General features: G+C 37.3%; 21 protein-coding genes. 20 read left to right on the forward strand and 1 reads right to left on the reverse strand.

The genetic code is table 11. The features are described from left to right. The first annotated feature begins 16 nt into the window (after window positions 1-16). From rpsH to rplQ, 15 genes are all read left to right on the forward strand, one after another. Window positions 17-415 carry a 30S ribosomal protein S8 gene (gene rpsH, locus FEZ08_RS02085; protein WP_138190041.1) on the forward strand — a complete coding sequence of 133 codons (399 nt, stop codon included), beginning with the start codon at window positions 17-19 and terminating at the stop codon, window positions 413-415. A gap of 26 nt (window positions 416-441) precedes the next feature. After that, window positions 442-984 carry a 50S ribosomal protein L6 gene (gene rplF, locus FEZ08_RS02090; protein WP_138190042.1) on the forward strand — a complete coding sequence of 181 codons (543 nt, stop codon included), beginning with the start codon at window positions 442-444 and terminating at the stop codon, window positions 982-984. A gap of 42 nt (window positions 985-1,026) precedes the next feature. Further along, the gene (gene rplR, locus FEZ08_RS02095) at window positions 1,027-1,389 is read left to right on the forward strand and encodes a 50S ribosomal protein L18 (protein WP_138190043.1); all 363 of its coding nucleotides are present in this window, start codon (window positions 1,027-1,029) and stop codon (window positions 1,387-1,389) included. Between the two features lie 23 nt (window positions 1,390-1,412). After that, window positions 1,413-1,910 carry a 30S ribosomal protein S5 gene (rpsE, locus tag FEZ08_RS02100; protein ID WP_171014884.1) on the forward strand — a complete coding sequence of 166 codons (498 nt, stop codon included), beginning with the start codon at window positions 1,413-1,415 and terminating at the stop codon, window positions 1,908-1,910. A gap of 15 nt (window positions 1,911-1,925) precedes the next feature. Continuing rightward, window positions 1,926-2,108 (forward strand): 50S ribosomal protein L30, encoded by a 183-nt coding sequence (gene rpmD, locus FEZ08_RS02105; protein WP_138190045.1) that lies wholly within the window; start codon window positions 1,926-1,928, stop codon window positions 2,106-2,108. Window positions 2,109-2,127: 19 nt separating this feature from the next. Further along, a complete protein-coding gene (rplO, locus tag FEZ08_RS02110) occupies window positions 2,128-2,568 on the forward strand; it encodes a 50S ribosomal protein L15 (RefSeq protein ID WP_138190046.1) in 441 nt (146 codons plus the stop codon). Beyond that, window positions 2,569-3,867, forward strand: coding sequence for a preprotein translocase subunit SecY (gene secY / locus FEZ08_RS02115; protein ID WP_138190047.1), 1,299 nt, complete (start codon window positions 2,569-2,571; stop codon window positions 3,865-3,867). 28 nt (window positions 3,868-3,895) lie between these two features. Continuing rightward, window positions 3,896-4,549: an adenylate kinase gene (locus FEZ08_RS02120; RefSeq protein ID WP_138190135.1), complete on the forward strand. Its 654-nt coding sequence runs from the start codon at window positions 3,896-3,898 to the stop codon at window positions 4,547-4,549. Further along, window positions 4,546-5,292 carry a type I methionyl aminopeptidase gene (gene map, locus FEZ08_RS02125; protein ID WP_138190048.1) on the forward strand — a complete coding sequence of 249 codons (747 nt, stop codon included), beginning with the start codon at window positions 4,546-4,548 and terminating at the stop codon, window positions 5,290-5,292. The genes FEZ08_RS02120 and map overlap by 4 nt, the downstream gene beginning before the upstream one ends. Before the next feature lie 12 nt (window positions 5,293-5,304). Continuing rightward, the gene (infA, locus tag FEZ08_RS02130; RefSeq protein WP_138190049.1) at window positions 5,305-5,523 is read left to right on the forward strand and encodes a translation initiation factor IF-1; all 219 of its coding nucleotides are present in this window, start codon (window positions 5,305-5,307) and stop codon (window positions 5,521-5,523) included. Window positions 5,524-5,576: 53 nt separating this feature from the next. Continuing rightward, a complete protein-coding gene (gene rpmJ, locus FEZ08_RS02135) occupies window positions 5,577-5,690 on the forward strand; it encodes a 50S ribosomal protein L36 (RefSeq protein WP_138190050.1) in 114 nt (37 codons plus the stop codon). Between the two features lie 18 nt (window positions 5,691-5,708). Next, complete coding sequence (rpsM, locus tag FEZ08_RS02140; protein WP_138190051.1) at window positions 5,709-6,074, forward strand: 30S ribosomal protein S13; 366 nt, start codon at window positions 5,709-5,711, stop codon at window positions 6,072-6,074. 162 nt (window positions 6,075-6,236) lie between these two features. After that, window positions 6,237-6,620: a 30S ribosomal protein S11 gene (rpsK, locus tag FEZ08_RS02145; RefSeq protein ID WP_138190052.1), complete on the forward strand. Its 384-nt coding sequence runs from the start codon at window positions 6,237-6,239 to the stop codon at window positions 6,618-6,620. A 48-nt stretch (window positions 6,621-6,668) separates the two neighbouring features. Further along, the gene (locus FEZ08_RS02150) at window positions 6,669-7,607 is read left to right on the forward strand and encodes a DNA-directed RNA polymerase subunit alpha (protein ID WP_138190053.1); all 939 of its coding nucleotides are present in this window, start codon (window positions 6,669-6,671) and stop codon (window positions 7,605-7,607) included. A gap of 32 nt (window positions 7,608-7,639) precedes the next feature. Continuing rightward, a complete protein-coding gene (gene rplQ / locus FEZ08_RS02155; RefSeq protein ID WP_138190054.1) occupies window positions 7,640-7,990 on the forward strand; it encodes a 50S ribosomal protein L17 in 351 nt (116 codons plus the stop codon). A gap of 152 nt (window positions 7,991-8,142) precedes the next feature. Here the strand turns inward: rplQ and FEZ08_RS02160 are convergent, their stop codons facing one another. Then, the gene (locus FEZ08_RS02160; RefSeq protein ID WP_138190055.1) at window positions 8,143-9,315 is read right to left on the reverse strand and encodes an MFS transporter; all 1,173 of its coding nucleotides are present in this window, start codon (window positions 9,313-9,315) and stop codon (window positions 8,143-8,145) included. A 214-nt stretch (window positions 9,316-9,529) separates the two neighbouring features. Here FEZ08_RS02160 and FEZ08_RS02165 point away from each other — a divergent pair, with 214 nt between their 5' ends. The 5 genes from FEZ08_RS02165 to FEZ08_RS02185 are packed head-to-tail and all read left to right on the forward strand — an operon-like array spanning window position 9,530 to window position 15,335. After that, window positions 9,530-11,071 (forward strand): MATE family efflux transporter, encoded by a 1,542-nt coding sequence (locus FEZ08_RS02165; RefSeq protein ID WP_138190056.1) that lies wholly within the window; start codon window positions 9,530-9,532, stop codon window positions 11,069-11,071. Further along, the gene (locus FEZ08_RS02170) at window positions 11,058-12,035 is read left to right on the forward strand and encodes a glycosyltransferase family 2 protein (protein WP_171014885.1); all 978 of its coding nucleotides are present in this window, start codon (window positions 11,058-11,060) and stop codon (window positions 12,033-12,035) included. The genes FEZ08_RS02165 and FEZ08_RS02170 overlap by 14 nt, the downstream gene beginning before the upstream one ends. A gap of 13 nt (window positions 12,036-12,048) precedes the next feature. Then, on the forward strand, window positions 12,049-13,221 hold the full coding sequence (locus FEZ08_RS02175) for a glycosyltransferase (RefSeq protein ID WP_138190058.1): 1,173 nt from the start codon (window positions 12,049-12,051) through the stop codon (window positions 13,219-13,221). Continuing rightward, a complete protein-coding gene (locus FEZ08_RS02180; RefSeq protein ID WP_138190059.1) occupies window positions 13,214-14,311 on the forward strand; it encodes a glycosyltransferase in 1,098 nt (365 codons plus the stop codon). The genes FEZ08_RS02175 and FEZ08_RS02180 overlap by 8 nt, the downstream gene beginning before the upstream one ends. Window positions 14,312-14,321: 10 nt before the next feature. After that, complete coding sequence (locus FEZ08_RS02185) at window positions 14,322-15,335, forward strand: glycosyltransferase family 2 protein (RefSeq protein WP_138190060.1); 1,014 nt, start codon at window positions 14,322-14,324, stop codon at window positions 15,333-15,335. Window positions 15,336-15,350 lie beyond the last annotated feature (15 nt).

Below are 15,350 nucleotides of genomic sequence, written 5' to 3' on the forward strand. Positions count from 1 at the left end.
AGGGAGGAAACGAGTCATGGTCATGACTGATCCAATCGCAGATATGCTGACACGTATCCGTAACGCGAATCAAATGCGTCACGAAAGTGTTGATGTACCACAATCAAGCATCAAAAAAGAAATCGCTGAAATTCTTAAAAATGAAGGTTTCGTTCGCGATGTTGAGTATATTGAAGATAATAAACAAGGAGTTATCCGTTTGCACCTAAAATACGGCCGCAATAACGAACGCGTTATTACTGGATTAAAACGTATTAGCAAGCCGGGTCTTCGTGTGTATGCAAAAGCAGAAGAAGTACCAAAAGTATTGAGTGGCTTAGGAATTGCTGTTGTTTCTACATCACAAGGTGTAGTTACTGACAAAAAAGCGCGTCAACTCAACGTTGGTGGCGAAGTTATCGCATACATTTGGTAAAAAACTAGTTTAGGAGGTGTACACACATGTCACGTGTTGGAAATAAAGTATTGACGATTCCCGGAGAGGTTACAATCACTAATGAAGATAACTTTCTTACTGTGAAAGGTCCTAAAGGAGAATTAACTCGTCAATTCAGTAAAGCAATGAAAATCAACATTAATGACGGTCAAGTTACTGTAGAACGTCCAAACGATGCTAAAGAAAACAGAATGCTTCATGGAACAACAACTGCTTTGATCAATAACATGATTGAAGGAGTTTCAAAAGGATTTGAAATCGCGCTTGTATTAACAGGGGTTGGTTACCGTGCTCAAAAGCAAGGTACTAAACTTGTATTAAGCTTAGGATATTCACATCCAGTTGAAGTTGAACCGGAAGCTGGCATTGAAATTGATGTTCCTTCACAAACTGAGATCATCGTTAAAGGTATTGATAAACAACGCGTTGGAGAGATCGCCGCAAATATTCGTAAGTATCGTCGTCCAGAACCTTATAAAGGTAAGGGTGTTGCTTACAAAGGTGAACGTATCCGTCGTAAAGAAGGTAAAACAGCAGGTAAGAAATAATAAAATAGCTTAAACTGCTAATTTTGGAAGGAGTGGCAATACATGATCAAGAAAGTAGCGCGTAATAAATTACGTCAAAAAAGACACTTTCGTATCCGTAATAAAGTGAGTGGAACTGCCGCATGCCCACGTTTGAATGTATTCCGTTCAAATACACATATTTATGCACAAGTAATTGATGATAATGCAGGAGTAACTCTTGCAAGTGCATCAACTTTAGATAAAGATGCTAAATTAAAAAACACTTCAAACACTGATGCCGCAGCTGCAGTTGGAAAATTGGTTGCAGAACGCGCACTTAAAGCTGGGGTAAGTGAAGTTGTATTTGATCGTGGTGGTTACATTTATCATGGTCGTGTTAAAGCGTTAGCCGAGGCTGCACGCGAGGCAGGATTAAAATTCTAAAAGCGATAGGAGGGAAAGAGATAATGTTATTAGACCCAAATCAATTTGAGCTTGAGGAGCAAGTCGTAACGATTAACCGTGTAACAAAAGTTGTTAAAGGTGGTCGTCGTTTCCGTTTCGCAGCACTCGTAGTAGTAGGAGATCGTAACGGACATGTAGGATTTGGTACCGGAAAAGCAAACGAAGTACCTGATGCTATTAAAAAAGCAATCGAAGATGCTAAGAAAAATTTAATTGAAGTACCAATTATTGGTACAACTATACCACACCAAGTAACTGGTCGCTTTGGATCAGGTAGTGTATTATTGAAACCGGCTGCACCCGGGACTGGAGTTATTGCCGGTGGACCAGTGCGTGCCGTATTAGAGCTTGTTGGAATTCATGATATTCTTTCAAAATCTTTAGGTTCAAATACACCAATCAACATGGTACATGCAACAATTGAAGGATTACGTTCTTTACGTACCGTTAATGATGTTGCTGCATTACGTGGTAAAACAGTAGAAGAAATTTTAGGATAAGGGAGGTCAACTAAAATGGCAAAAACAGTACTTGTTACCCTTAAGAAAAGCGTTATTGGCGCAAAAAAAGATCAAAAAGCAACAATTGAAGCATTAGGACTTCGTAAGATGAATCAAACAGTAGAACATAAAGATTCAGCAACATTACAAGGGATGCTTCGCAAAGTTGCACACTTAGTTAGCGTAAGCGAACAATAAAAGAAGGAGGTGCACTAAGGTGAAGTTACATGAACTTAAGTATACAGAAGGTTCTCGTAAAAATAAAAACCGTGTAGGGCGTGGTCCTGCAAGTGGAAACGGGAAAACTGCTGGGCGCGGTCATAAAGGACAAAACGCTCGTAGCGGTGGAGGTGTACGCCCAGGATTTGAAGGTGGACAAACTCCTTTATTCCGTCGTATTCCTAAGCGTGGATTTACAAATGTCTTCCGTAAAGAATACACTATTGTAAATATTGATACATTGAATCGTTTTGATAACGGAACAGAAGTAACTCCTGATTTATTATTATCAACAGGAGTTATAAGTAAATTATCTGACGGTATCAAAATCTTAGGCAATGGTCAATTAGAGAAAAAATTGACAGTAAAAGCGCATAAATTCTCTGGAAGCGCAAAAACAGCAATTGAAGGTGCTGGTGGGAGTATTGAGGTGATTTAGATGAAGACCTTTACTATTAGAGATTTATTCTTTAGTAAATTGGCTAAACGGATCTGGTTTACAGTATTTATTCTGTTTATCTTCCGTTTGGGTGCGATGATTCCGACACCGCTAATCAATGGTGAGGCTTTGCGATCTTATATGGAATCCAGTTCTGGAGCCGGAGGATTGTTTGACTTTATCAACTTAATTGGTGGTGGCTCATTTAAACGTTTTAGCGTTTTCGCTATGAGCGTTTCACCTTACATCACAGCGTCTATCATCGTTCAACTTCTTTCACAAGATGTTATTCCAGTTTTATCTCGTTGGGGTAAAGAGGGGGTTAACGGGAAGAAGAAATCACATATGTTAACTCGTGTTTTATCATTGATTCTGGCTTTCGTTCAAGCAATTGCAATTGCATTAGGATTTAATGCCTATACAAATGGGACATTATTGACTATTACGAATGGAGATTATACACCAGTTATTTTGGTAGCAATCATATTAACGGCAGGTACCGCAATCTTAATCTGGCTTGGTGATTTGATTACTAAGCATGGTATTGGAAATGGTATTTCAATTATCATCTTGGCGGGGATTATTTCCCAATTGCCAAATGAAATCTTGAATATCTGGAATACATATATGGTTGAGGGCGCAACTGCTACTAACTATGCTACGATGATTCTGGTATATCTGATTTTATTGTTGCTAGTCGTTATTGTCGTCTATATGCAAGAAGCAACAAGAAAAATACCTATTCAATATGCAAATGTAACTGCTAAAGAATCGGCAGTTAGTGATAAAAACTACTTACCATTAAAAATTAACTCTGCTGGGGTTATCCCGGTTATCTTTGCAAGTGCAATCATTTCATTACCGGTTACTGTTGCTGGATTTTTCGGCACAACAGACTGGGGTAAATGGGTTACTGAGAACTTAACCTTAACCGCAAACTGGGGATTCGCGCTTTATGTTGTAATGACTATTGCGTTTACGTTCTTCTATGCATACGTACAGATTGATCCAGAAAAAATGAGTGAAAATCTTGGTAAGCAAAATGCATTTATTCCAAATGTTCGTCCTGGCGAAGAAACTCGCAAGTATATTTCAGGAGTATTGGGCCGTTTGACATGCAGTGGTGCTATCTATCTTGCAGTTGTCGTGTCTATTCCGCTTATATTAAGCCGCGTTGCCGGTATTAATGTAATTATTGGTGGTACATCAATTATTATCTTGGCTGGGGTAGCATTAGAGACTGTGAAACAGATGCGTATGCAATCGTCATCACGTTCTTATACTAACTTCTTGGAATAGTGTTGGATTTGGAGGCAAATAAATGTCAATGAATATTATTATAATGGGGCCTCCCGGTGCTGGGAAAGGTACCCAATCAGCCAAAATCATTGAAGAGTATAAAATCCCGCATATTTCAACTGGTGATATGTTCCGGGCGGCTATGAAGGATAAGACGCCAATGGGCATTGAAGCACAGAAATATGTTGATCAAGGTGAACTTGTTCCTGATAGTGTAACGAACGAAATTGTTCGTGAACGTTTGGCTCAATACGATTGTGAAAATGGATTTTTACTTGATGGATTCCCTAGAAATCCAGATCAGGCAGCAGCATTAGATGTAATGTTGGCAGAAAAAGGTCGGAAGATCGATGTTGTTCTGAACATTGATGTTCCCACAGATTTACTCACAGAAAGATTGACCGGTCGCCGTGTTTGCCGCAATTGTGGCGCTACTTACCATATCGTTTATAACCCACCAAAAGTTGATGGTGTTTGTGATGTATGTGGCGGTGAACTCTACCAACGCTCAGATGATACTGAAGAAAAAATTACCACTCGGCTTTCATTATATTTTGCAGAGACTAAACCAGTTATTGATTATTATCAAAAAAATGGTATTCTCCGCACTGTTGATGGAACGCTCGGAATGGAACATGTATACGAAGCAATTCAAAGTATACTTGGAGGCGGAAACAAATGATTATTTGTAAAACGCCGCGAGAAATAGAAATTATGCGCCAGGCTGGCAAAATTGTTGCTATTGCTCACCATGAGGTGAGTAAATACATCAAGCCGGGAATTTCTCTTGCCGAGCTTGACACTATTGTTGAGCAAGTGATTCGTAGCTGTGAGGCTACGCCATCATTTAAAGGCTATAATGGGTTTCCGGCAAGCAGCTGTATATCTGTTAACCAAGTTATCGTTCACGGTATTCCTGATGAATATCGTTTACAAGACGGTGACATAGTTACGATTGACATTGGAGCATATTATAAAGGATATCATGGTGATTCTGCTTGGACTTATGCAGTTGGTTCAATTAATGAAGAAAAACAGCATTTGTTGGAAGTTACAGAGCAATCACTCTATGAAGGCTTAAAACTCATTGCACCAGGAGTACACTTATCAGATGTTTCACATGCAATACAAATGCATGTTGAAAAAAATGGGTGCTCAATCGTCAAGGAATTTACCGGCCACGGTATCGGGCAAGACCTTCATGAAGAGCCAAACGTTCCCAACTACGGAAACTCAGGCAAAGGTGTGATTTTAAAACCTGGTATGACGCTCGCAATTGAACCTATCGTTTGCAGCGGACAACCAATTTCACACACGCTGGAAGATAACTGGACAACAGTTACTGTTGACGCGTCTCCAGCGGCACACTATGAACACACCATTGTGGTAACTGAATCAGGATATGACATCCTGACTATTCTATAGGAGGGAAACATTATGGCAAAAGCAGATGTAATTGAAGTAGAAGCAAAGGTATTGGAAACATTACCAAACGCTATGTTCAAAGTCGAATTAGAAAACGGACATCAAATTTTAGCTCACGTTTCTGGTAAAATCCGTATGAACTTCATTCGCATTTTACCAGGTGATACTGTAACGGTTGAACTTTCACCATACGATTTAACACGTGGGCGCATTATCTATCGTCAAAAATAGATAATCAAACTTTTGCATAAGTTACTTAATTTGTGCATAGGAGGTAAAAAACTATGAAAGTAAGAGTATCTGTAAAACCTATTTGCGATAAATGTAAAGTTATTCGTCGTAAAGGTCGGGTAATGGTGATTTGTGAAAATCCCAAACATAAACAAAGACAAGGATAATAACGGAGGTGCAAAGAAATGGCACGTATTGCAGGAATCGATATTCCACGTGATAAACGCGTAGTAATCTCATTAACATACATTTTTGGTATCGGGCGTACTACTGCTGAAAAAATCTTAAAAGCAGCTGACGTAAGTGAAGATACACGTGTACGCGACTTAAGCGAAGACGAACTTGTTCGTATTCGTGCAGAAGTTGACAAAGTTAAAACTGAAGGCGATCTTCGTCGTGAAGTAGCATTAAATATTAAACGTCTTCAAGAAATCGTAAGCTACCGTGGTATCCGCCATCGTCGTAGTTTACCAGTACGCGGACAACGTACGAAAACGAATGCTCGTACTCGTAAAGGACCACGTCGTACAGTAGCTAATAAGAAAAAATAATGTAAGCAATTAATGCTGAGCATTAAGACTTAGAAAAATCGTTTTGTTTGCTACAATAGTAGAGGCAGAAACGGTAATGAAGAAATTTGGATATATGATAAGATCATATATCTTACGATATCTACAAGATAAAGTGAATTAATGTAGAAGGAGGTCATGTAAATGGCACGTCAAACACGTAAACGCCGAGTGAAAAAGAATATTCCTCTTGGAATGGCTCATATTCATTCAACGTTTAACAATACAATTGTTACACTTACTGATCAACAAGGGAACGCAGTTTCTTGGTCAAGTGCAGGAGCACTTGGATTTAAAGGATCACGTAAATCAACACCGTTTGCTGCGCAAATGGCTGCTGAAGCAGCTGCAAAAGCAGCAATGGATCACGGAATGACTACAGTTGAAGTTGCAGTAAAAGGACCTGGACCAGGACGTGAAGCAGCAATCCGCTCTTTACAAGCTACAGGATTAGAAGTTACCGCAATTCGCGACGTAACTCCTGTTCCGCACAACGGTTGCCGTCCACCTAAACGTCCTCGTGGATAATTTAGGGCACTCACTGTAATATTTGAGTAAATAAAGGAGGCTACTGTAATGCTAGGTTTTGAAAAACCAGAAATAAAAGTTACTGAATATACCGAAAGTACTAATTTCGGAAAATTTGTTATAGAGCCATTAGAAAAGGGATTTGGAATTACTCTTGGTAACTCCCTTCGTCGCGTGTTGCTTTCATCTTTACCAGGTGTGGCAATTACGGACATCCAAATTGATGGTGTTGTACACGAATTCTCTACTATTGAAGGTGTACTTGAAGATGTAACGACAATCATTCTTAATTTGAAGAAAGTTATTTTAAAAGCAGAAGATACTGATTCGCATGTTTTGGAAATTACTTCTGAAAATGAAGGTGTAGTTACTGCCGGAGATATTGTTTGTGATGCTAATATTGAAGTTATTAATAAGGACTTACATATTGCAACACTTGCAAAAGGTGCGCGTTTCCACATGAAAATGTCAGTTCACCGCGGTCGTGGATACGTTCGCGCTGAGTTTAACAAACATGATGGACAAGCACTAGGCGTAATCCCAATCGATTCAATCTATACACCGGTTGAGAATGTATCATATACAGTTGATACTCGTATCAGTAAAGATACAACATTTGATCGTCTGAACCTTGAAATTCGCACTGATGGCAGTGTCAGCCCAGTTGCTGCACTTGCAATGGCTGCAAAAATTATGTCTCAGCATCTTGAGGACTTAGTTGTTCTTGATGAGCGTGCAATCATGACAGATTTCATGATTGAAAAAGAGAATGTTGCTGCTATTAAATCAAGCGATATGAACATTGAAGAACTTGATTTATCAGTTCGTTCATATAATTCATTGAAACGTGCAGGAATCAATACTTTAAATGATTTACTTGCATATTCAGAAGATGAAATGAGTAAAATCCGTAACTTAGGGAAAAAATCTTTAAAAGAAATTTTAGAGAAACTTGTTGATATGGATTTAACACTTCGATCAGAATAAAAGAAACCCTTTAGTAAAGGAGGCTATCAATAATGAGAAAATTAGGACGTACTAGTAGTCAACGTAAAGCTATGCTTCGCGGTTTAGCGACAGATTTAGTTGTCTATGAGCGTATTGAAACAACTGAAACGCGCGCGAAAGAACTTCGTCGTGTTGTTGAAAAGTTGATCACCTTAGGAAAACGCGGCGATTTGCATGCACGTCGTCAGGCTGCTTCAGTTTTATACAAAAAAGAAGCTGATGAGAACCAAGACGCATTGCAAAAATTGTTCAACGAAATTGGACCACGCTACGCTGACCGTAATGGTGGCTACACTCGTATTATTAAAGTTGGACCACGCAAAGGTGACGATGCGCCAGCAGCTATTATCGAGTTAGTTTAGTTTTAACATATATTGGCTCCAGAAGTTTTGCCCACTGCCGAATGGCTAGTTGAAAGAATGTTTATGCTCCTCTCAAAAGCAAAACTTCGGCTTCTGGATGAGAATATATCTTAAAAGAAAAAGAACATGATTTATCATGTTCTTTTTTTATTTCAAATTTTCTTCGGCTCGGGCCGGCCGTACTTCTTATAATAAATAAATGAGAGTCCAATTGAGAAAACACCGAATATAGCAACAAAGAAGAATAGGTTGGATGTGCCATATGCTTTTGAAATAATTCCCCCTACAATATTGGTAATTACTGAAGTAAACAAGAATACAGCACTGGTAGTGGTTTGCAGGGTTATGCTTAGCCGCTGTGGTACTAGCTCGTTAATTAGGAACTTAGTACTTATAGTTAAGAAAACAAAGGTTACTAACTGGAATAGTCCGGAAAGGATAATCAGTAGCGGAGTAGCTGCAACGCCAATTAAAAGAATTCGGATTGTATAAAACAAAGCCGCCAATATTAAGGTAAATTTAGCATTAATTCGGTGTGAAAAATGACTCATAAGGATGAAACCAGGAACTTCAATTAGTGCTTGAAGGCTCACATAATAGCCGACATCAATCTCAGTACCACCAACATCTTGGAGGCGAACAATGGAATAAACATTCAGTGTTTGCATACAGATATATATTAAAACTAATGCGGCAATGAGCAAGAAAAATCTCGAGGTACGAATAACTTTACCGACCTCAGCACGTTGCACTTTGCTTCGCAGCGGACTTGGCTTAGGCGGATTAATGTCTTTAATGCCATATAAAATATAAACCATTAGTGGAATTGATAGAATAAACATCACAGAAATGAAGTTCCAGCCAAACCATGTTAGGAGATATCCAGTAGCAAAAACTGATATCGACCACCCTAATGAACCGAACGACCGGACGAAACCAAAGCGGTTTCGTACCGACTCGTCAGAAGCCATTACCCAGCTGTCCAAAAGAGCGGCAATTGTGTTGGAAAGAACGCCAAGCAAGCCCACCATAATAATTAGCAGAACTGGAAAGGCACCAATATTTAAAATGAGCGCAATAGTAATTGCTAATGCAATGTATGCACCAATATATAGCCACTTGACGGACTTAGTCATACGAATAAATCGACCAGTCATAAACTGACCAACGCTTCCTAAAAGTGCTGCCAAAGCAATCGTAAAACCTAATATATCATCCGGCATACCGGTTGAACGTAAATAAACGACCTGATAGCCAAGATACATTCCAAAAAACATTTGCGAAACAAAATAGAGTATGGCAAACTGACGCACCGTTTTTTTCATGTGATAACCTCCAAAAACTCTTCCTGAAGTTATTGTACCTATTATTGTAGCTTAATACTACATGTATATGTCATTTTCATCTTTTGAAAATAATAAAAACGCTGCGGGTTGCCCACAGCGTTTTTTAACTTTTCCTCAAAATAAAGCGAACATGGTGTTCTGGATTGATTCATGATATAATATGTTTTGAAACTTTTTGATAAGGAGCTGTCATATGCGCTTTAAAAAGACGTTGTTGAATTATGTTGGGACATTATTGCCAAGCTTGTTAGTTATGGTGCTTTCTTTTGTTCGAACTTCAGTTTTTGCATCCGAACTGGGCTTAGGTGCTGGTGGGGTTGATGCACTTTTTGGAACAGTATCAGGATTTATTCACCTTGCTGAGGCTGGGCTCGGAACAGCAGTTATTACAACATTATATCGACTGGTTGCTGCAAATGATCACACTAAAATTAATCAGATTATGACCGGAGCTAGATATCAAATGCGCCGGGTAGGTGTATTGATATTATTTATGGGTATTGCGGTCGGTATTTTTGCACCCATTCTTGTAAACGAGAATCCGTTTAGTTTTGGCTATACATATTTAATTTGGGGTATTTATTTACTTCGTTCATTGATTGGGTATTTTTATTACTCGCCAGGACCAATTGTTCGGGCACATCAAAATGATTATAAAATGCAAGTGATTAATATGCCTATTCAGGTTATTACAGTTATTGTTGAAATTATTTTAATGTTGAATGGCGCAGATTTAGTTATTCTTACTATTGCCGGGATGATTGTAAGTGTTATTCAGATTGCTTTAAGCAGATGGTATATCAAGAAGTTGTACCCTTGGTTTCAATGGACAAGTAAGGATCAGATGGATTTAAGTACTAAAGATAAAACTAAAGATTTATTTGTTCATAAATTGTCACAGTTGGTTTTAACTAGTACTGACACATTAATGATGTCGGTGTTTGTAAGTGCGTCCGCAGCAGGTATTTTTAATCTGGGTTACCGTAAAGTATTTGACGCGGTAACTAGGTACTTACAACAAATTTTATTTGCAGCAGATAGTTCGTTAGGAAATCTTTATGCCTCAGAAACCAAAGAAAAGAAATTACAGGTCCTTAATGAACAAATGGATATTACTTTTTTCCTTGGTGCTGTGGTAATAATACCTATGTATTTATTGGCACAACCGTTTATTTTTATTCTGATTAAAGAAACTTTTGATCATTTATTTTTAACAGTAATGATTATATTAACATATTATCAAGTAACACGAGTTGCAGTCGGAACAGCAATAGATCTTCATGCTATGTTTAAAGAGACAAAAATGGCTGCCATTATTGAGGCAATAGTAAACTTAGTATTATCATTAATATTGGTGCAATTTTTAGGTGTTACCGGAGTTTTGATTGGTACATTAATTTCATTAGTGGTGACTAATTTTTGGTTTTATCCATATATTCTTTATAAGCAAGTCTTTGATATGAAGCCTTGGCGCTATTTTATGAAATATTTTAGTTTGTTTGGCATTACTGTTGTAGCTGCACTTATTTGGCAGTTCATATTAATGCCGGTCTTTATTACACCGTGGAATAGTTTGAATACATTGGGTAGTTGGTTTATAGGTGCTACAATAATTACCGCAATAAACGGAGTTGCCTTTTTAGTCCTATTCTGGTTTGGTTCACAAGGCTTCCGAACATTTATCGGTCGCTTTTTAAACCTTGCTAAGGAGGCAAAAAATCGTGTCAAAAGTTAGTGTAATTGTTCCGGTTTATAATGTTGAGAACTTTCTCGAAAAATGTTTGAATTCACTTGTTGAACAGAGTTTTGATGATTATGAGATAATTTGTGTAAATGATGGTTCAACAGATAACTCAGCAAATATTTTAGATTCTTATATAGAGAAATATCCAAGTAAAGTACAGGTTATTAATCAAGAAAATGCTGGACTTTCATCTGCCAGAAATACTGGAATAAGAAATAGTAATTCAGATTGGTATATGTTTGTAGATAGTGATGACTGGGTTGCACCAGATTTTATTGAAAAGCTCTATCTATCTGTCATAGATAATAATGTTAAACTAGCAAAATGTAATATTATTTTCGTTGAAGAAAACAAAGAATTTGCTTTTTATAATTTGAATACAGGTATGTATTCCACAAAGTTTTTATTATCGAACTTACAACCATCGGTTTGGAATGGAATATATCATAAATCACTTTTCAATGATGTTGTTTTCCCTCAAGGACTACTATATGAAGATCTTGCAGTTTTTCCTTTAGTTTCAGCACAACAGGATGATTTTTTCTATCTGGACTCAGGGTTATATTTTTATAATAGAACTAATGTAAACTCAATTATGAATACAGTAAGTCCAAGAGTGTTTCAAATGGTAGATTCGTTTAATTGGCTAATAGCAAATGCTAAAGTCCAAGGGATATACACACTATTTCATGATGAAATTGAGTTTTTGGCGGTGAGACATATATTCATTTATCATCTTGATGTAATAAGAGGTAATTTTAATAAAGTGGAAATACGAAATCAGTTAGCACGTATTGCAGAAGTGTTTGCTACGGAATTTCCGAATGCTGTAGATAATAAATATGTACGAGAATTATTACCGCGAAAGGTACAGAGATGGGCACTCAAAAGGTTAGTGCCTTCAGATGGAAAATCAATTATTTGGTATTGGCGATACTTAAAGATTCATGGTTAATTAGGAGGAAATAATGAAGAAACATTTGCGCTTTTATGTTTATGGGTTACCTACCGGTGGAACTACAATAGCGATTATTCGATTAGCTAATGTACTCATTGAGTCTTTTAATGTTTCGATTTTTTCTGCTTGGGAACCGGATAAAGCAAGTGTTTATAAAATGCTTGATAAAAGGGTTAAGATAGAGACTTTCCATCCAAATGTTGAGATTAACCAAAAATATCCATTTGGAATTCGAGCTATAAGATGGCAGTTTTTACGTTTTTTTGGCAGATTGGCTTTAAAAAATAAAGGTATGTTTAAATTAGCTCATCGATTTTTAGAAAAAGCTGATTGGGAAATTGGATTTACTGAAACAGAAGATGTATTACGCTTTTTGGCTTGGAGTCATTTAAAGAAAGAACAAAAAAAATTAGTAATTCATACTGATTTTTATCAAAATGCAGAAATGAATCATATTTGTAATGATATTCAACATACAATAGCCGAAGTTGTTGGTGAAACTGTTGCTGTATCGGATTACATTACTAAAACAATACATTCAAAGGTACCAAATGCAAATGTAGAAACATGTTATAATCTTGTTGATTTTGATAATTTAATCGAACAGTCCGTTGAATACGGAGTAACAAGAATAGACAATGCTCCGCATATAATATGTGTCGGGAGATTTTCGCCAGTGAAGGGACATATCCGTCTACTTGAAGCACATATGGAATTACTGAAAAGAGATTGTTTGCATCACTTGTTTTTCATCGGCCATGGTGGAGCCGATGAAAAAAGAGTCGCAGATTTTATCGAAAATAATATGTTATCTAATACCGTGCATTTAACTGGATACAAGGATAATCCCTATCCGTATTTTAAAATGAGCGATGGATTGATTCAGGCTTCATTTACAGAAGGTTTGCCAACTACATTGATTGAAGGATTAGCTTTTCATTTACCCATGGCAGCAACAGCTGTTGGTGGAACTAAAGAGATATTAGGGATTAGTGATGAGTTTGGAGTTGTTGTTGAAAATAATTCTGAAGGGGTAGAGTTTGCGCTTGAAAAATTGGTTACTGATAAAAAATGGCGCGAAGCGATGAGAGATAAAAATGCTGATAAACACATGAAGCAGTTTTATAATCCGCAAAAATGGATAAATTTATTTACAGAGAGTGGAGCAACTAATAATGATTAAACTGTCTATTATAGTTCCAATTTATGGAGTTGAAGAATATTTAGAAAAATGTTTGAATTCATTAGTAAATCAAACATTAAGTGACATTGAAATTATTTGTGTTAACGATGGTAGTCCCGATAATTCACAAGCAATTATTGAGCGATTTGTAGCTGAATATCCTGAAAAAGTAATTGGTTTATTAAAAGATAATGGTGGACTTTCTGATGCTCGCAACTACGGTATTCCTTATGCCAAAGGAGAGTACATTGCTTTTTTTGATAGTGATGATTGGGCTGACTTGACTATGTATGAAAAGCTATACAATAAAGCTATCGAATATGATGCTGATATTGCTCAATGTCGAATTATGGATGTGTATGAGCGCGATGGTAGTCATCTTGCTGGGGCATTCGAAGTGAATGTTGATCCAGTAACCTTACAGGATAATCCGCTAATTTTAGTATCGTTGGCACCAGTTGCTTGGGATAAGATATACCGGCGCTCTTTATTTGTTGATTATGGCATTACTTATCCTAAAGGCTTAAAGTACGAGGATGTAGGGACAACGCCGATGTTATTTTTGCATGCTAATAAAATTGTTGGGGTTGATGAACCATTATATTACTATCTCCAAAGAGAGGCATCAATTACTAAAGTATTTGATCAACATATTTTTGATAAATTAGCTTCTCTAGAACGAGTGTATGATTATTTTGCACAAGAAGATGCTTTAATTGAGTATCATGATATTATGGAGTTTTATTTTACCAAGCATGCAATTTTAAATATGTTGCATTTGGTTCGGTATATTGACCCGACAATTGGACGAAAAGAAGGAATCAAGCGTATATTCGGTTTTGTTAAAAGCTTTTTTCCACATTGGAACAAAAATGTTTATTTAGATGAAGATTACCGAGCAGTAGCGGAAAATTTTGGTTGGCTGGAAAAAATAAAGTATAAATTTTCAATTTGGCATATGTATCATACAAATGGAAATTCTATTCGCTTTATCTGGTGGCTAAAAGATTTATTATCACCGCCAAAGAGTGCTGTTGAGGCTCAGCAAGATCGGCATCAACAGAGCTTAGAAAAAACTCGGAAGAAGTAGAGGTTTTTTTATGGCGAAAGTAAGTGTGATTATTAGTGTTTATAATACTAGTTCAAGGCTGGCAATAGCATTGGATAGTTTGCTGGCGCAGACATTTGCTGATTTTGAAGTTATTTTGATTAATGATGGCAGCAGTGACGACTCTCTATCAATACTTGAAAAATATTCGCAAAAAGATGAACGCATTCAGCTTTTTGATCGCACGAATCATGGTATTTCTGCCAGCCGTAATTTCGGACTTTCTAAAGCAACCGGAGAGTATATCTATTTTATGGATAGCGATGATAAGTTGGAATTGACAATGCTTGAGCAAATGGTTGACTTTATTGAGTTAAATAACCTGGATGCGGTTCGAGTGAACTTTTTGAATATTTATCGTAACGGTAAGCGAAAGATTAATCCTTACTTTTTCAAGTTGTATGAGGTAGTTATGCCGGGAATGCAATATTTTTGTACGGATGCTAAATTGCAACGTTGGAATATGCAAAATATGACTTGGATGTGGATGATTCGGCACGAGGTTATTAAGGCAAGTGGAGTACAGTTTCCGGAACAAGTGAAGGTTTTAGAAGATGTCGCTTTTATGGCCGGGTTACTGGCTCATTGTGAACGGGTGGGAACGATTGAAAAACCACTTTATCAGTATATTCAGTATGAACAGTCGCTAACTAATACACTCAGGTTAAAGCAAACAGAAGCTGATGCCAAGGCCGTTGCCGAAAATTTGGTACAGTTAAGTGATGACCAAATTGAACCGCATGCAACGACATTGCGTGTATACGCTTGGATGTTACGCGTATTGTCGCTGAAAATTTATCGACGCCAAGCTTTTGGGCAGAAAGTTTTTTGTAAGGATATTAGAAGTACAGCGAAGGAATTGCCACTGAAGAATTATATATCTTTTTGGCAGCGCTTTTTGTTAAGACTGCATCCAGCAATTTTGGTTGCGCACTTGTGGTTGCTGGAATATGCGGATCGATTGGGAGATAAGTTTAAGAAGGTTTTTCGGGTTTATTCGGAATAGCGGAGGAGTTAGTAT

This window comes from Culicoidibacter larvae (assembly GCF_005771635.1).
Taxonomy (GTDB): Bacteria; Bacillota_I; Bacilli_A; order Culicoidibacterales; family Culicoidibacteraceae; genus Culicoidibacter; species Culicoidibacter larvae.